Annotated in this window: 14 protein-coding genes; 11 read left to right on the forward strand and 3 right to left on the reverse strand. The window is 35.5% G+C overall.

Translation table 11 applies throughout. The annotated features are described in order from the left end of the window. The first annotated feature begins 42 nt into the window (after positions 1 to 42). The 5 genes from KQI69_RS04195 to KQI69_RS04215 all read left to right on the forward strand — a co-directional run bounded on the left by KQI69_RS04195 (position 43) and on the right by KQI69_RS04215 (position 5,953). Positions 43 to 864, forward strand: a complete 822-nt coding sequence (locus tag KQI69_RS04195; protein ID WP_216564064.1) for an ABC transporter substrate-binding protein — start codon at positions 43 to 45, stop codon at positions 862 to 864. After that, a complete protein-coding gene (locus KQI69_RS04200) occupies positions 861 to 1,976 on the forward strand; it encodes a hypothetical protein (RefSeq protein ID WP_216564065.1) in 1,116 nt (371 codons plus the stop codon). The genes KQI69_RS04195 and KQI69_RS04200 overlap by 4 nt, the downstream gene beginning before the upstream one ends. A gap of 184 nt (positions 1,977 to 2,160) precedes the next feature. After that, positions 2,161 to 3,327, forward strand: a complete 1,167-nt coding sequence (locus KQI69_RS04205; RefSeq protein ID WP_216564067.1) for a hybrid sensor histidine kinase/response regulator — start codon at positions 2,161 to 2,163, stop codon at positions 3,325 to 3,327. 12 nt (positions 3,328 to 3,339) lie between these two features. Then, the gene (gene add, locus KQI69_RS04210) at positions 3,340 to 4,335 is read left to right on the forward strand and encodes an adenosine deaminase (protein WP_216564068.1); all 996 of its coding nucleotides are present in this window, start codon (positions 3,340 to 3,342) and stop codon (positions 4,333 to 4,335) included. Between the two features lie 244 nt (positions 4,336 to 4,579). After that, positions 4,580 to 5,953 carry an SH3 domain-containing C40 family peptidase gene (locus KQI69_RS04215; protein ID WP_216564070.1) on the forward strand — a complete coding sequence of 458 codons (1,374 nt, stop codon included), beginning with the start codon at positions 4,580 to 4,582 and terminating at the stop codon, positions 5,951 to 5,953. Between the two features lie 115 nt (positions 5,954 to 6,068). On the opposite strand, the gene KQI69_RS04220 is transcribed toward KQI69_RS04215, so the two are convergent. Then, on the reverse strand, positions 6,069 to 6,587 hold the full coding sequence (locus tag KQI69_RS04220) for an ECF transporter S component (protein WP_216564072.1): 519 nt from the start codon (positions 6,585 to 6,587) through the stop codon (positions 6,069 to 6,071). A 366-nt stretch (positions 6,588 to 6,953) separates the two neighbouring features. Here KQI69_RS04220 and KQI69_RS04225 point away from each other — a divergent pair, with 366 nt between their 5' ends. From KQI69_RS04225 to KQI69_RS04245, 5 genes are all read left to right on the forward strand, one after another. Next, positions 6,954 to 7,580 carry a phosphoribosylanthranilate isomerase gene (locus tag KQI69_RS04225; protein WP_253288996.1) on the forward strand — a complete coding sequence of 209 codons (627 nt, stop codon included), beginning with the start codon at positions 6,954 to 6,956 and terminating at the stop codon, positions 7,578 to 7,580. Between the two features lie 11 nt (positions 7,581 to 7,591). Further along, the gene (locus KQI69_RS04230) at positions 7,592 to 8,848 is read left to right on the forward strand and encodes an extracellular solute-binding protein (RefSeq protein ID WP_216564074.1); all 1,257 of its coding nucleotides are present in this window, start codon (positions 7,592 to 7,594) and stop codon (positions 8,846 to 8,848) included. Positions 8,849 to 8,865: 17 nt separating this feature from the next. Then, positions 8,866 to 10,596: a methyl-accepting chemotaxis protein gene (locus KQI69_RS04235; protein WP_216564075.1), complete on the forward strand. Its 1,731-nt coding sequence runs from the start codon at positions 8,866 to 8,868 to the stop codon at positions 10,594 to 10,596. Between the two features lie 159 nt (positions 10,597 to 10,755). Then, entirely contained in the window at positions 10,756 to 12,087 is a 1,332-nt protein-coding gene (locus tag KQI69_RS04240) for a M18 family aminopeptidase (protein ID WP_216564077.1), read from the forward strand. Between the two features lie 106 nt (positions 12,088 to 12,193). Next, entirely contained in the window at positions 12,194 to 13,075 is an 882-nt protein-coding gene (locus KQI69_RS04245; RefSeq protein ID WP_216564079.1) for a phosphoribosylaminoimidazolesuccinocarboxamide synthase, read from the forward strand. Between the two features lie 153 nt (positions 13,076 to 13,228). Here KQI69_RS04245 and KQI69_RS04250 read toward each other — a convergent pair whose 3' ends face one another. Beyond that, entirely contained in the window at positions 13,229 to 14,179 is a 951-nt protein-coding gene (locus tag KQI69_RS04250; RefSeq protein ID WP_216564081.1) for a hypothetical protein, read from the reverse strand. 48 nt (positions 14,180 to 14,227) lie between these two features. After that, the gene (locus tag KQI69_RS04255; RefSeq protein ID WP_216564082.1) at positions 14,228 to 15,295 is read right to left on the reverse strand and encodes a GntR family transcriptional regulator; all 1,068 of its coding nucleotides are present in this window, start codon (positions 15,293 to 15,295) and stop codon (positions 14,228 to 14,230) included. 496 nt (positions 15,296 to 15,791) lie between these two features. Between KQI69_RS04255 and KQI69_RS04260 the strand changes: the two genes are divergently transcribed. After that, entirely contained in the window at positions 15,792 to 16,880 is a 1,089-nt protein-coding gene (locus KQI69_RS04260) for an ABC transporter substrate-binding protein (RefSeq protein WP_371818727.1), read from the forward strand. Positions 16,881 to 17,165 lie beyond the last annotated feature (285 nt).

Here is a 17,165-nt window from a genome sequence, read left to right on the forward strand (position 1 = left end):
TTTTATAAGTAAAAAATATTACAAAGGGAGAAAATCTTAACGATGATATTTGCCGGAAAAAGAAGAAAAATACAGGTGTTTTGCATAATGGTGGTGGCAGCAGTTATTTTTACCGGATGTTCTAAAAGGGGAGATACTAAAGAAGAAAGTGAGTATAAGAAGATAATAGTAGGCAGTGACAGATATGAGCCATATGTATACCGTGATGATGATGGAAAGTTCACGGGAGTAGATGTTGAGATTGCCAAGAAAGCGTTAAATAAAATGGGATATGAGCCTGAATTTAAGGAGATAACATGGGAAAAAAAGAAAGAATATTTAAATTCAGGTGAAGTAGACTGTCTTTGGGGCTGTTTCAGCATGAACGGCAGGGAAAATGAGTATAAGTGGGCGGGACCTTATCTTTACAGCAGTCAGTCGGTGGTTGTACGCACCGGCAGCAATATACAGAAAGTATCAGACCTTGCTGGGAAAAAAGTGGCGGTAAAGGAAAGCACAAAGGCAGAGGAATATCTGTTATACCCTGCGTCTGATAAGGTACCTGATGTCGGACAGGTTTATGCATTTTCCAATATGAATGAAGTGTATGCGTCACTTAGAAAAAATTATGTAGACGCAATATGCGGGCATGAAAGTGCATTAAATGTACTTGTAAAGTCAGCACCATCAGAATATAGAATTTTAAATGAGAGCTTATTTTCATCTAAAGTCGGAGTTGCATTTGCGAAGGATTATCCTTCTGGATTTGTCGATGAGTTAAGCCGGACTTTGGAGAAAATAAGAAAAGACGGTACAGCAGCAGAGATATTAAAAAAATATGGTCTGAATGTTGAAAAGTCATTGATGGGGGTGACTAAACAGTGAAACGAAAGATAAATATCTCGATAAAAACAAAAATAGTGGGCTGTCTGATTGTTGTTTTTATGATAATACTGTTTATCAATCATAAAATATTTTCGGCAATGGGATTAAGCAGCACAGTAAAACTTTCAAATGATACGATAAGATATGCTAAGGAAAAACTTGAAACATATGATAATTATCAGGCGAATGATGAGACAAAAAGCCTTGTAAGACTGCTTGATAAAACGACGGAACTTGCTAAGAATTTAAACATTCATAAATATACTGAAAAGGCTTTGAACACATATGCATGTGAGCAGCATTTGACAGGGATAATTGTTTTGGATGGTAATCTAAAGACTGTAATGCAGACAACAATGGATGGCAATACATATCGTAAATGGGAAAATATACTGCAGAGTGACAGTGTAAAGGAAATCATAAAATGTCCCAAAAAATATTATATGACAACTATGGAAAACTGCGATATTGCAGCGATTTCAAGGCTTGATGGCGAAGGAATCATAATGTCTTATGTTGTGCAGAACTCTATAAATGAAAGTGTAAACGATATAACTCCTGAGGATATATTTTACGGAATGATGCTTCAGCGTAAGGGCATACTTTTTATCACTGATGAAAATGGAATAGTTGCTTCTAATACTGAAAACATCAGCAAAAATACTATTAACAATTTTGATAATATATGGAAAAAAAGCAAAAATGTAAGGGGTATTCTGAATAAGGCAAAAATCAACAACAGAAAATGGTATATGAAAAAAGCTGAATATAAGGATTATGTTATTCATGTGATGTTTCCGGTTCTGGAGGTATTTAAACCATATTATTTTGCTGAACTTGTAATAATTATATGTTATTTTCTGGTATGTGGAATAATTTTTATATTATATTGTAATATTGAGAGAAGAAATTATAAGAAGCTAAGAAAATATTATCAGACTATTGAGGCTGTAAACAGTGCATATATGGCTGATCTGCTTGTAGATGTAGAAAGTGGACAATCTGAATGGATTAAAATTCCGGATATCATTAGAAACGAACTGGATGGTATTTCAGATGTTAGAGATATAATGAAGAAGATTTCAGATATATGTCAATCCGTCATATTTTAGTCAGTTTTTTGAATTTACAGATATTTCAACTATACGGAAGCGTCTTGCAGATAAAAGGATTATAAGTTATACATACGAGGATATATTTGGTGAGTGGATTACAATTGAAATAGTTCCGCAGGATATTGATGAAAATAAAAATTTAAAAGCTGTTTTATATATCATACGCAATATTACGGAAGAAATGAAAAAAGAAAAGGATTATCAGAAGCAGCTTAAACTTGCAGATGAAGCAAAGACAAACTTTTTGAGGCGTATGAGCCATGACATAAGAACTCCGATAAATGGAATCAGAGGGATTATTGAAATTGCAAATCATAATAAGGAAGATTTGGAAAAACAGCAGGAATACCGTGATAAGATAAAAACAGCATCAGGTTATCTACTTGACCTGATAAATAATGTTCTTGATATGAGTAAATTGGAGTCAAGTGATATAAAGCTTGAACATAAACCGTTTAATATCAGGGAAATTCTGCACAAGTCAAATGAGATAATAATAATGCAGTGTAATGAGTGTGGGATTACATATAATATAGAAGAAGGCAGGATAGATCATTCCTATCTTATAGGGAGTCCTCTGCATTTTCAGCAGGTGCTTATGAACATTGCAGGAAATGCTGTTAAGTACAACAGAGAAAACGGCTCGATTTTTGTCAGATGTACAGAAATATCAAGTGATGACAAAATGGCAGAATTTGAACTGGTATGCAGGGATACAGGTATTGGAATGAGTGAAGATTTTCAGAAGCGTATTTTTGAACCATTCTCACAGGAGAATGAAAATGCAAGAACAAAATATGCGGGCACAGGTCTTGGAATGGCTATAGCGAAGGAACTTATAGAATTGCAGGGAGGAAGCATAGAGCTTAAAAGTAAAGAAGGGGATGGGACTGAATTTAAGATAAAGATTTCTTTTGAGATAGACCATTTACCTGTAAGAAAAAAGAATAATCAGAATAAAGAGAAAAAGACACTTGAGGGTACAAGGATTCTGCTTACGGAGGACAATGACCTCAATATGGAAGTCGCTGAATTTATGCTTAAAAATAAGGGGGCAGAGATTACAAAAGCATGGAACGGAAAGGAGGCGGTTGAGATATTCAAAGCCTCTCAAGAGGGATATTTTGATGTTATTCTTATGGACATTATGATGCCCGTTATGGGCGGTCTGGAAGCAGCAAGAAATATAAGGAAGCTTGAGCGGGAAGATGCATCAAAGGTTCTTATTGTCGCAATGACGGCAAATGCTTTTCAGGATGATATGGAGAAAAGCATAGAGGCAGGCATGGATGCACACATAACAAAGCCACTCAATATGGATGAACTTCTTGATGTGGTTTGTAAATGAAAGGAGAGAGGTATGAAAAAAATAAATTTTAATAATATAGGACTTGTGGATCTTCATCTTCATCTCGATGGTTCTCTGTCACTAAATTCGGTAAAGTCTTTAATAAGGCTTAATGGAATGAAAAATTGTTATAATGATGATGAACTTTTAAATAAACTTCAGGTTTCAGATGGGTGTAAGGATCTGAACGAATATCTTGAAAAATTTGATTTTCCTCTTACATTGCTCCAGACAGAGGAATCTCTTAAACTGGCAGTACATAATCTTTTAGACGAACTTAAAATGCAGGGGTTTATCTATGCCGAGGTAAGATTTGCCCCTCAGTTTCATACATCAAATGGAATGTCACAGGAACAGGCGGTAGCGGCAGCTATTGAGGGTATGAAAAAAGCAGAACTTGATTCAAATCTTATCTTATGCTGTATGCGTGGAACTGATAATCATGAGGAAAATATTGAGACTGTTCGTGTTGCAAAAAAGTTTTTGAATAATGGAGTTGCTGCGATAGACCTTGCCGGTGCGGAAGGTCTTTTTCCTACAAAGGATTTCAGGGATATTTTTGAGATGGCATCAGAAGAGGGGATTCCTTTTACTATACATGCCGGAGAAGCTGACGATTTTAAAAGTGTGGAAGATGCAATAAGTTTTGGTGCATCAAGAATCGGTCATGGGGTGCGCTCTGTCGAAAATGAAAAAGTGCTCTCAGAGCTTGCAAAGAAAAAGATTGCACTTGAACTATGTCCTACAAGTAATCTTAACACTAATATATATAAAGATATAAGTGAATATCCTGTTAAAAAACTTATGGATGCGGGCGTTATCGTTACAATAAATACTGACAATATCATGGTTTCTAATACGGATATAAAAAAAGAGTTAAGTATGCTTGCAGAGACTTTCGGGTTTGATGAGGCTGATATTAGAAGATTTGAAAGAAATGCTATAGAATGTTCATTTGCAGATGATGAACTAAAAATAAAACTTATATCAAAATACAAACTACAGTAGTAGTATAAAATAAATATTGTGTAAAAATACTATAAATTATAAAAAATTGTATATATTTTACTAAAATGGAAAATAATACAAATGTTAATAGTATATTTTCACTTAAAAAATGTTAATTTTAGTAAAATTAGTTTGGATTTTCATGAAAAATACACAATTACTCTGTTGACATAGTATGGTTTGGGTGATATACTTTTGATTAAATTGTAATAGTTTTGTAATAATGATTGAAATGAGGATTAAGATGAATAAAACACATTGGGTCAAGACAGCGGCAGGATTGGGAGCCGCGTGCTTTATCACAATAGGTATGAATTATACGGGGACGGAAGCCTTTGCAAAGACAAATACGGATACTTTAGAAAGTTATTTTATGACAAATAGTGTTCTGAACGACAAGACTGATAAAAATACAGACAGTGCTCTGAGTTCAAAAGATCCTTTGAAAAATATTCTGGATAAGAACAAAGTGACTGAGGTGCAAAAATCACAGTCGGCAGAAGAGACAAAAGCTGGACATACAAAGGCAGTTACAGAGCATAAAATAGTTACTAAGCATGTGGCAGTTTCTACAGGAGCAGCAGTGTCTACACCGTCAGCAGTAAGTACGCCATCAGCGGTGACTACAGGGGCAGCAGTAAGTACACCATCAGCAGTTACTGAACCAAAATTAAGCAAAAAAGAAATTGAAAAAAGAAAAGTTCAAAAAAAGAAAAAGGCACTTGATAAAAAGTGGAAGGATATGGCAGTTGCTATTTCAAGCGATGATATCATAAATGTCAGAGAGACACCATCCAGCAGCGGGAAGAAAATTGCGAAGATGGAGAATGGTGATGCAGCTAAGATTATCGGCAAGTCAGAAGATGGCAATTGGGTTAAGGTAAAATCAGGAAAAGTCAAAGGTTATGTCTGGAAAAAGTCACTTGTAAAAGGTGGTACAAAAGTAGAAAAGCTCGCAGATAAGTATGCTGTGACATATGCTGAACTTAAGAGTGATGTAAGGGTGTTAAATCTCAGACAGCAGAAGAGTTTGTCTGCTAGGATTATGACACAGCTTAAGAGTGATGATGTATGTGAGGTTGAAAAAGAAGAAGAAAAGTGGCTTAAGGTAAAAGTGAACGGATGCAGTGGATATGTTGCAAAAGAATATACAAAGACATATCGTAAATTTAATACGGCAGAAGTATTAGAAACAGAAGCAAAACAGACAGATGATGATAATATTGGTGAGGAAGCTCCTGATTTTTCAAAATCTGATGAAAAGCTTGGAACACAGATTGTAAATTATGCTTTACAGTTTGTTGGAAATCCTTATGTATGGGGAGGAACAAGCCTGACAAACGGAGCTGACTGCTCAGGATTTGTTCTTAGCGTTTACAAAAAATTTGGATACAGCCTTCCACATAGTTCGGCAAGTCAGGCAAACTGTGGAAAGAAAGTAGATATTAAGGATTTACAACCTGGAGATCTTGTGTTTTACAAGCATGGAAGCAGAATCGGTCATGTCATCATGTATATAGGTGATGGCAAAGCAGTTGAGGCTATGGGTAAGAAATGGGGAATCGTAAGATCCAATGTTAATTATTCGAGAGCCTGCTGTGCAAGAAGGATTATATAATTAGTACAAAGATTTAATTTTCGTTGTACTAGTTTGAAAGACAGAATGTTTTATAATAGACATTAAAAAACATCATTTATAACTGTTTAACGGTTATAAATGATGTTTTTTTTTATTAGTCATTTTCGATTATAGGTTTTATGGCAGGGTTTAATAATGGGTAAAGGATACTTGCTATTATAAGTCCGCTTACTCCCTGAATAATATTCGCCGGAATACTAGCAGCAGCACCAGCCAAAGAATAGATAGGTATTTCACAGATAAAATATCCGCCTGCTACCAAAACTATATCAATTACACCGCATATTGCAACAGCAATCTGCTTTGAATGGCGGTCATTTCCGGCTTTTTGAAATACATATCCTGATGCAAATGCGATAAGGGCTTTTATCACAAATGTTATTGGAACATAGATAAAATATCCACCGATAAGGTCAGAAAGTGCTGAACCGATTCCACCGGCAAGCATACCGTATACAGGACCTAAGAATACACCTGATAATATAACGATTGCATCACCAGGGTGGATGTATCCGCCAGTTCCTGGTGTAGGAATCTTTATTATGTAGGTTGCGACACACGATAAAGCAGCAAAGAGGGCTGCCATGACAAGTTTTTTTAGAGATTTATTCATTTTTTCCTCATTTCTGCAATGCTTTTATCTTAGAGTAGGAGAGATTTGCGACCAGCATTGCGAATCAGCAAACTATGAAAAATGTTAATATATTTTGTATGGCTTCAAAATAGTCAGTTTAGAAAAAAATAAGAATATCAGATAAAATTTATATTGATCAGGGGTGTAAATTTTTTGTAAAAAAAAGTAGATAATATAGAAAGTGAATAATTGCTTTTAGTGGTATGATAGGTTATAATCATATCAAATAATTATTGTAAAATTTGTAGATTAAAAGGGGTTGTGAAAAACGATATGGCTGTTTGGTGCTGAAAAAATAGTTCTCATAGCCGTTTTGCAACAAACTGCTTGGAAATGGGGGTTAAAATGAGTGATAAAAGTGAGATAATGGTAAAAGTTTGTGGTTTGACAGATGTAAGAGAAGCAAAATATCTTAATAGGTACAAAATTGATTTTGCTGGTTTTGTATTATTTTTCCCGAAGAGTAAAAGGAATATAAGCATAGAAAAAGCTGAAGAGATTATGGAGGTGTTGGATAGGAATATAAAAAAAGTTGCTGTTGTTGTATCGCCTGATGAAGAACAGATTGGCCATATAAACAATTCATATTTTGATTACATACAGATACATGGAAAAATAGAAGAGCATGTGTTGGAAAAGGTTGAAAAACCAGTGTTAAAAGCATTTAATGTTGATGATATGGATAGTTTTGCAAGATACAGTTCTAACAGTAAGATTGCTGGTTATGTATTTGATGCAGCAGAACCGGGAAGTGGGAAAGCTTTTGACTGGGATATTCTTAAAAAAATAGAGCGTGACGGGAAATTATTTGTTCTTGCAGGTGGATTAAATCCTTCAAATGTGAAAAAAGCCGTAGATTTTGTAGGACCTGATATGGTAGATGTATCATCCGGGGTTGAAAAAGCTGATGGTTTTGGAAAGGATGCTGAAAAGATAAAAAAGTTCGCAGAGCAGGTAAGAAATAAATTTTAAGGAGGAAGTATATGGGAAAGAGAGTGGTTGCAGGGATATTGGCTGTTATTATGGCGGGGAGCATCATTACCGGATGTTCACAGGTAAAAAAAGAAGGAAATAAGATATCAGTTTCTGATAACGATAAAACAGCTTCTAAAAAAGTTGAACTTACGATATGGGCAGGTAAAGAAGACAGAGATTATATAAAAACAGTTTCTGATAATTTTATAAAGGAACATAAGTCGGAAGCAGACATTACGATAAAGCATGAGGATATGGTTGAAGGAGAGTGCAGATCAAATCTTCTTGGAAATGTTTTAAAGGCAGCAGATGTATATACTACTACAGACGGCGATATAAGTGCGATTGCGGCAGGCGGAGCGGCAGATCCGATTGAAGATGCAAAAGCAGTAAAGGCAGAAAATCTTGAAGCTGCTTCAGCGGCTGTTACGATAAACAGCACAATGTATGGTTATCCGATAACAGCAGATAACGGATATTTTCTTTATTATAATAAGAAATATCTTAATTCAAATGATGTTAAGAGCCTTGACAGGATATTACAAGTTGCAGCAAAGAATAATAAAAAATTTGCAATGGATTTTACATCAGGATGGTATCTGTATTCATTTTACGGACAGACCGGACTTAAGGTCGGCCTTAACAGTGATGGTGTAACAAACTACTGTACATGGAATTCAAAGGAGAATTCAATTAAGGGAGTTGATGTTGCAAATGCACTTATGAGGATAGGACGGAATAAAGGATTTGAAAATACGGCGGATTGGCTTGGTGGAATAAAAAAGGGAAGAGTTATCGCATGTGTAAGTGGTATCTGGGATGAAGCGGCAATAAAGAAGATGTATGGCAGGAACTACGGAGCAGCTAAACTTCCGACATATAACTGTAATGGTAAAAAAGTTCAGATGGCAACATACTTCGGCTATAAAATGCTTGGTGTAAACCCTTATTCAAAAAATAAAGAGTGGGCTCACAAATTGGCAAGATATATTTCAAATGAAGAAAACCAGAAACTTAGATTTAAGATGAGAGGACAGGGACCTTCAAACATAAATGCTGGAAAGTCCGATGAAGTAAAAAAATCACAGGCAGTGCAGGCAATTCTTAAACAGTCAGAGTATTCTGAACTGCAGCGTCTTGGAGGAAATTTCTGGACACCGGCGACAAATATGGGAACATCTTTTGCAAATAATTCTGTGAAGGGCGATCTTCAGAAATATCTTGATAAAATGGCAGCACAGATGAAGGCTTCTGTTGTGCAGTAGTAAGGGGGAGGGATAGTATGAAAAAAACAATGAGGTCAAGTATCCGCTTTTGGATATATTTACCTATTATTATTCTTGGAGTGATAGCTGTTGTTTCCAATACCACTTCAGAGCATAACATACGCAAAGTAAATGAGAAGGCGACGGTTATTTCGGACAAATATCTTGTGGGAATAAGTGAATTGTCAGATATAGAAGCAATTTCAAAGGATATTCATGCAGCCGGATTGTCTCATATAGTTGCGACCGATTCAAAATCAATGCTTAGTTATGTGAATACGATAAATAAAAAGAAGACGAAGCTGGATGAGAAGATGTCTGAATTGGAAGGATATTCACAGGGACAGGAAGGCGTATATAAGAATATAATCAAAAACTATTCTACATTTAAGGATTCAATAGCGACGATGATAGCACTTAGTGCTGATACAAAAAATGAAGCCGCTTTTAAAGTTGCAAACGGTAAACTTAAAAAATCTTCTGAAGCTATGTATTCAGGGATAAACCGCATGATAAGCAATGCACAAAAATCTTCGCAGGATGCGAAAAAGCAGCTTCAGAGTGGTTATATGACAGCATTTGTGACAAGTATAATATGTATTATAATATGTGTTATTGCATTTATTTTTGCGACTGTAGTAGTTCAGCGCAGAATAATACTGCCTATTGTTAAGAGCAAAAAGGAAATTGATGAAATCATAAGTGATATAGATGAGAGAAAAGGTGATCTTACAAAAAGGATCACGATACATTCAGACGATGAAATCTCAGCACTTGGTATGGGTATAAATACATTTATTGAAAGACTTCAGGGAATACTCGGTATGGTTTCAGAAAGTTCAAACAATATGGACAAGATCGTTGGTGAAGTTTCTGAAAGGGTGCGTTGTTCTAATAATAGTGTATCTGATCTGTCATCGTTGACCGAACAGCTTTCGGCAACTATGACACAGATAGGAACCGATACATCTCATATAAATGATAGTGCATCTTCTGTAAATCAGGATGTTATAGTTATTGCAGAAAAATCATTGGATATAAATGGTTATTCGGCAGATATGAAAAAACATGCTGAAAAGATGGAAAATACTGCAAAGACAAATATGGATGTTACAAAAAAGAAGGTTGATCAGATACTTGAGGTACTAAATAAAGCAATTGATGACAGTAAGAGCATAGACCAGATAAATGAGCTTACCGGCGATATCTTAAATATTGCACAGCAGACAAATCTTTTGGCACTTAATGCGTCAATAGAGGCTGCAAGAGCAGGTGAAGTAGGTAAGGGATTTGCTGTAGTCGCACATGAAATCGGAGATCTGGCGGCTGCGAGCAGAAATACCGCAAATCATATTCAGGAGATAAATTCAGTTATAGTTGAGGCTGTACACAGTCTTGCGAAACATTCACAGGATCTTATAGAATATCTGAATGAATCAATAATGGAAGATTTTTCGGATTTTGTTAAGGCGGGTGTTGAATATCGTGATAATGCTACATATATAGAAGATGCTATGAGTGAATTTACAAAGAAAACTGAGAGATTAAAGGTTAATGTATCACAGATAGCAACAGCTATAGAGTCGATAAGTGAGGCGATTGATGAGGGTGCTCAGGGCGTAAACGGAACGGCAGACAGTGTTCAGGATCTTGCAGCAGATATAGACATTATAGCAAGTGAGATGAATCAAAATCAGGAGATTGCAGGAGGTCTTAAAAAAGAGACAGAGATATTTGTGAGATTATAGATGCTTGTGACACTGTAGACGCTTGTAAAATAATAGGGGATTTCATGATCGCACAGATAAATAATAATTGTTTATCTGTGCGATCTGATTTATTATATAGGAAACTTTGTTCATATTAAGAAGATGATTTTATGATTTTTATGATGAGGAGGAATATAGATGATGGACATTGAAGAGAAAAATAAAATAAGAAGTAAGACAGCGGATGAACTAAAAAGGCGTGTAGAGGCTTCTACCTCACCTTTTCACAGTATACTTTATATTATGAATGAACTTGATGAAGCTGGGTTTGAAAAACTTGAGCTTGGCAGCAGATGGAAACTTGAGAGAGGAAAAAAATATTATGTAGATGTTTACGGTTCTACGGTTGTATCTTTTGCTGTCGGAAGTAAATGGTATGGTGAAAATCTTAGATTTGCTGCTGCTCATTCTGATTTTCCATGTCTTAAGATAAAACCTGCGTGTGAGATGGAATCAAACGGATACATCAGGATGAATGTGGAAGTTTACGGTGGTGCTATTTTAAATACATGGCTTGACAGACCGCTTTCGGCTGCCGGAAGGATAATTTTAAAAACAGACGATATAATGAATCCAGAGGTAAGATATCTGGACTTTAAACAGCCTTTATTTATAATCCCAAATCTTGCGATACATATGAACAGGGAAGTAAATAAAGGGGTTGAATTAAACAGACAGAAAGACATGATTCCTGTTATGGCATTGTCGGATGATATCAAAGGGGAAGATAAAAAGAATATTCTGTTTAAATATATCTCTGAAAAAGCAGATGTGAGAGAGGAGGATATTCTTGATTATGATATGTTTCTTTATCCTGTTGAAACCCCATGTAGTCTCGGACTTTCAGGAGAAATCTTTTCATCAGGCAGACTTGACAATCTTACATCAGTTCAGGCATGTGTAAAAGGAATACAAAAATCTGTTCCAGATAATGGTCTTAATATGGCTGTTGTGTATGACAGTGAGGAAGTTGGAAGTGCGACAAAACAGGGAGCAGGTTCAATACTTACAAGAAGTATTATCGGAAGGATATTTAAAAACTTTGATTATGATGAAGAAACTATGGAATGTGCATTTGCAAATGGAATAGGACTTTCGGTTGATGTTGCACATGCGATACATCCTAATATACCTGAGAAAAATGATCCGACAAACAAACTTCTGTTAAATCATGGATTTGGAATAAAGACCTCAGCGGGAGAGAGGTATGCAAGTGATCCGGTTGTCATAGGTATCTTAAAGAGGTTATGTGAAGCTTACGATATAAAGTATCAGAGATTTGTGAACCGCTCAGACATTCCGGGAGGGAGCACGCTCGGTGCTATCGCTGTTGCAAATCTGCCGATGAGGATGCTTGATGTAGGAGTGCCTGTGCTTGCGATGCATTCTTCAAGGGAGACTATGGGTATAGATGACCAGATGTATCTTGAGAGGATATTGCAGGAATTTTTTTGTTACTTTACAAAGTGAAGGTAATATTTTAAAATAGGTATATGTTATTTACATATTGTCGTTTGATGGGGGTATGCAGATGACAGTCACACAAACAAACATAAAATAATGGAGGACATACACTATGAAGGAATTTTCACCGATTAAAGAAGGTAAAGTACGCGAGGTTTATGACAATGGCGACAGTCTTATTATCGTTGCGACAGACAGAATATCAGCATTTGATGTTATTCTTAAAAACAAAGTGACAAAAAAAGGTGCTATACTTACACAGATGTCAAAGTTTTGGTTTGATTTTACAAAGGACATTGTTCCAAACCACATGATTTCAGTAGATGTAAAAGATATGCCTGAATTTTTCCAGAATGAAAAATTTGATGGAAACAGTATGATGTGTAAAAAACTCGATATGCTTCCTATAGAGTGTATTGTTCGTGGATATATCACAGGAAGCGGCTGGGAGAGTTACAAAGAAGATGGTACGGTATGTGGAATCAAACTTCCTGAAGGACTTGAAGAGTCTGATAAACTTCCTGAGCCAATCTATACACCGACTACAAAGGCAGACCTCGGAGACCATGATGAGCACATCACATTTGAGGATTCAGTGGAGATTCTTGAAAAACTTCATCCGGGAAAGGGTGCAGACTATGCTAAACAGATTAAGGACTGCACTATCGAACTTTACAAAAAGTGTGCAGATTATGCGAGAAGTAAGGGAATCATCATTGCCGATACTAAATTTGAGTTTGGTCTTGATGAAAATGGAAATGTAGTTCTTGGAGATGAGATGCTCACACCTGACAGTTCAAGATTCTGGCCTGTGGAGGGATATAAGCCGGGACAGGGACAGCCTTCATTTGACAAACAGTTTGTAAGAGACTGGCTTAAAAAGAATCCTGAAAGTGATTATAAACTTCCTGATGATGTAGTAGATAAGACTGTAGATAAGTATAAAGAAGCATATCTTCTTCTTACCGGAAAAGAATTTAACACTATCAAGTAGCAGAGAGGATTGTGAATATCCGCTTCACATGGTATAAGGTAAAGTATAGAAATGATATAAATGGTATCATATTGTTATATTAATATATGATAAAATGCTGTATTTTCCATTAGTGATATTATATATACTAAGGAAGATACAGCATTTATTTTACTATTCAGAAATTTTATTGTATACCCAGTCGAGATACCAAGGCTTTTCTTTGACAACTTTTATTTTACGGTACTTTATGTTGATATGCATTTGAGGTGTATTGCTTTTTGTGTATCTGAATTCATCAGTTTTAAGTCCGTTTTTGTTATATTTGTATCTGATGGTCGATGCGAGTTTTTTGCATTTTTTGTCAGTGTAGTTACGGACTATGGTAAGTCTGCCTTTTTTGTTGTATGTGTATTTATTTATATAATAGATCTTACCGTCTTTTGACAGATATTTTTCGGTTACAAGTCTGCCTTTTTTATAGTAATACTTGATGTATGAGGTTGCGTCACCTTTGACCGAGTAATTTGTCTGTTGTACTATCTTTTTGTTTTTATTGTATGTGTAACCTGATTTGCCTGCCTGCTTAGTACCGTCCGAATATCCGGTCTTCGTATCTAGCTGTTTATTGTCGTTGTAGGTGTAATCGTATTTGTAAAGAACCTCATCAGTAGGTGAGTATCGCTGCTCGCATTTCAGTGTTCCGTCATCAAACAGTTCCATCTTGTAATATTCTGATTTTGCACCTTTTGAATCAAAACTTGAAAAGGCAGTGAGGTTATTATCGTCATTTATTTCTGTTTTGTAAGTTATTCCAAGTCCCTGAGTGTCATAACCCTCAACTTTTATGAGCTTATTATCCTCGTAGTCAAAATTGTAATAGTGGTCAAGTGTTTCTTTCTCATTATATACATTGTAGCTTTTTATGACATATATTGGTCTTTTTGGAGTATCAGTGTTACTTGTTTCCTGTGGCTGTGTTGTTTCCGGTATATTTGTTTCAGAAGTTTTTGCGGAAAAGTTTTTTTCGCTTGTATCATTGGATGATTTTTTACAGCCTGTAAGTGATGATACTACAAAAATACAAGATATCGTAAATGTCATTACTTTTTTTATCCTGTTCATAAATCGTATCTCTCCATTTCTGTTCTATAAGTGTGTGTTATGTTTATATCAGCTTGTTTCTTTTTCGACAAGTGTCCATGAGACAGTTTCTGACATTACTTCTTTTTTCTCTATAAGATTCAGCATCTGCGTGGCAGCTTTCTGGCCGATTCGTCTTGTGCCATGAGCAAGAGAAGTGATCTTTATAGGTGAAAGTTCACTTAGCTGGCTGTTATCGAAACTTACTACTGCTATATCTTCAGGAATATTAAATCCTTTATTTAAAAGTGTTTTTACAAGATAATATGCAATCTCATCATTGTAGCACACGACAGCAGTACATTTTTTAAGTACGGTTTCGCAGAAACTGTCAAAGAAAATGTCGTGGTCATTTAGAAGATGTTCTCTTGAAACGGTGTCGAACCAGAGGACATTTTTATCTGAAAAGTTCATGTTCGCATCTGTGAGAGCCTTTAAATAACCCTTGTATCGTCCATGTCCCTGAAGGTCATCAATCTTAAAAATACCCGCTATGTCAGTATGACCTTTGTTTATAAGATAATTTGTGAGCTGATATCCGCCGCCTAAGTTGTCGTCTGTTATTGATATATGTTTGCTTAATGAAGGGTAACATCCGTAAATAAAAAGAATCGGGATGTCACGCTGTTCAAACTGCTGGTAGAGGTCGATGTTTGGCGATGGAAGTGCTGTTTTTGAACCTTCCATGATAAGTCCGTCAATGTTTAGCTGTAGAAGATTCTGCAAGATTTTTCTTTCTTCATCTACACGGTTCTGTGTTGCATAGACATAAACGGCATAATTCTTTTTGCTAAGGCTGTGCTGAATGTCTTTTAATACATTTGGAAATATGTAATCATTTATATATGTCGTAACTACAGCTATGCTGTTGCTTTTTGTATTTTTTTTCTGTTTTACAATGCGTGAGCCACTTCCCTGACGGCGTTCTATCATTCCATTTGCAACTAGTACCGCAAGTGCATTTCTGGCGGTCTGTCTGCTAACGCTATTTTTGGAAGCTATTTCTAATTCAGTTGGAAGAAATCCTGTATCGTTGTATAATCCCTGGAAAATTTCTTCCTGAAGTTTGTTTGCTATTGTTAAATATTTGGCTGGCATAAGTATCCCTTTCTATTTAAGTGGTTTTTATTAAATATATTATACTACAAATTTGCCGGGTTTGCAATTTATTTGTATTGTATATTAGGATATAAAGGTACAAATAAATAACAAAAAATAAAAGCGTAATTATGGATAACATAAAAACATATAGAAAAATTAAAAAACATTAAAGGAAGTTTGGGAAAAATGCATATAGTATAAATGAAAAGAAATCAATAAATATAATAAATACCTAATAGATTATTTGTAAAAAAGGAATAAATAATTTAAAGATTAAAAGATAAAATAAAAAATGCACAAAATTCTATAAAGATATATATGCAAGAAGCCTAAAATGTATTTAAAAAATAGTGTTGCTGAAAAAATGTATTTGAAAAAATGCACAAAAAATAAAAAAGAAAGTCAAAAATTGTTGACAAATACATTTGTAATGACTAATATATGACTTATAAAACAAATTGATTTAAGCATGATCAATAAAGGAGGAATAATTATGAGGATGAAGAAATTTTTAGCAGCAACACTTACAGCCGCTATGGTATTTTCACTTACAGCGTGTGGAGGCTCATCAGATTCAAGTTCCGGAAGTAATGATACAGCTTCAAGTTCAAGTGACAGCTCAAACTCAGGAGGAGATGAAAAGATTTCAATCGGATTTGCACAGGTTGGACATGAGTCAGATTGGCGTACAGCAAGTACAGAGTCTTGCCGTACAACATTTTCTGAGGAGAACGGTTACGATCTTAAATTTGTTGACTGTGACAACAAGTCGGCAGACCAGCTTGAGGCAGTAAGAAACTTTATCGAGCAGGAGGTTGATTACATAATCATTGACCCTATTGTTACTACAGGTTGGGATACAGTATTAAAAGAGGCAAAAGATGCTGGAATTCCTGTACTTGTTATCGACCGTACGATTGAAGCTGACAAGAGTCTTTACACAGCATGGGTTGGTTCAGACTTTACAGCAGAAGGTCAGGCAGCAGGTGCATGGCTTAAAGAATATCTCAATGCTAAGAAGATCACAAAGAAAGTCAATATCGTAACTATCGCAGGTACAAATGGTTCATCTGCTCAGATCGGACGTACAAAAGGTTTCAATCAGTATGTTAAGTCAAACGGCTGGAATCTTCTTGATGAGCAGGACGGTGACTTTACTCAGGATGGTGGTCAGAAGATCATGGAGTCATATCTTAAATCATACAAAGATATCGATGTAGTTGTATGTCAGAATGATAACGAAGCATTTGGAGCTATTGATGCATTAAAGGCAGCAGGTAAGACTTATGGTAAGGACGGTGACATTATCATTATCTCATTTGATGCTACAAATGCAGGACTTACAGATGTTAAGGACGGAGCTATAAATGCAGACTTTGAGTGTAATCCTCTTGCAGCACCATATGTTGAGGATATCATAAAGAAACTCAAAGACGGAGGAACACCTGACAGCCAGGAGATATATGTTGATGAAGCATGTTTCGCATGTGATGATACAGTTACTTCATTCAAGACTGATGAGGACAAGGACATCACAATGACAGTTGTTGATGACAAGGTTCTTAAGGAGCGTGCATACTAATAAGAGTATGACTATAATATGAAAAAAGTTTAGGAAATTTAAGCAAAATAACAGAGAATCCGGATAGCATTTTTGAAGGTACAGCATTACTTGATTGGCTGATGTTGAGGTGCTGTACCGGATTCTCTTATTTTAACACTTTGACTAAATTTCAGGTAGGAAAGATTAAGAAGGAATATTAAAAATATATGAAAAATTTAAATATGTTTTTCTTAAAGGAGATTAAATTTTTCATATGTTTTTAAGAAGACATGAAAGGAGACGGTGCAGATGAAGGAAAATGAA

The sequence above is a fragment of the Eubacterium sp. MSJ-13 genome, assembly GCF_018918235.1.
Taxonomy (GTDB): domain Bacteria; phylum Bacillota; class Clostridia; order Lachnospirales; family Lachnospiraceae; genus Butyribacter.

What these genes read in the sequence shown, in the direction of transcription:
- KQI69_RS04195 (WP_216564064.1), top strand. Translation starts at nt 43, where the DNA reads ATGATATTTGCCGGAAAAAGAAGAAAAATACAGGTGTTTTGCATAATG.
- KQI69_RS04205 (WP_216564067.1), top strand. Translation starts at nt 2,161, where the DNA reads ATGAAAAAAGAAAAGGATTATCAGAAGCAGCTTAAACTTGCAGATGAA.
- add (WP_216564068.1), top strand. Translation starts at nt 3,340, where the DNA reads ATGAAAAAAATAAATTTTAATAATATAGGACTTGTGGATCTTCATCTT.
- KQI69_RS04215 (WP_216564070.1), top strand. Translation starts at nt 4,580, where the DNA reads ATGAATAAAACACATTGGGTCAAGACAGCGGCAGGATTGGGAGCCGCG.
- KQI69_RS04220 (WP_216564072.1), bottom strand. Translation starts at nt 6,587, where the DNA reads ATGAATAAATCTCTAAAAAAACTTGTCATGGCAGCCCTCTTTGCTGCT.
- KQI69_RS04225 (WP_253288996.1), top strand. Translation starts at nt 6,954, where the DNA reads ATGAGTGATAAAAGTGAGATAATGGTAAAAGTTTGTGGTTTGACAGAT.
- KQI69_RS04230 (WP_216564074.1), top strand. Translation starts at nt 7,592, where the DNA reads ATGGGAAAGAGAGTGGTTGCAGGGATATTGGCTGTTATTATGGCGGGG.
- KQI69_RS04235 (WP_216564075.1), top strand. Translation starts at nt 8,866, where the DNA reads ATGAAAAAAACAATGAGGTCAAGTATCCGCTTTTGGATATATTTACCT.
- KQI69_RS04240 (WP_216564077.1), top strand. Translation starts at nt 10,756, where the DNA reads ATGATGGACATTGAAGAGAAAAATAAAATAAGAAGTAAGACAGCGGAT.
- KQI69_RS04245 (WP_216564079.1), top strand. Translation starts at nt 12,194, where the DNA reads ATGAAGGAATTTTCACCGATTAAAGAAGGTAAAGTACGCGAGGTTTAT.
- KQI69_RS04250 (WP_216564081.1), bottom strand. Translation starts at nt 14,179, where the DNA reads ATGAACAGGATAAAAAAAGTAATGACATTTACGATATCTTGTATTTTT.
- KQI69_RS04255 (WP_216564082.1), bottom strand. Translation starts at nt 15,295, where the DNA reads ATGCCAGCCAAATATTTAACAATAGCAAACAAACTTCAGGAAGAAATT.
- KQI69_RS04260 (WP_371818727.1), top strand. Translation starts at nt 15,792, where the DNA reads ATGAGGATGAAGAAATTTTTAGCAGCAACACTTACAGCCGCTATGGTA.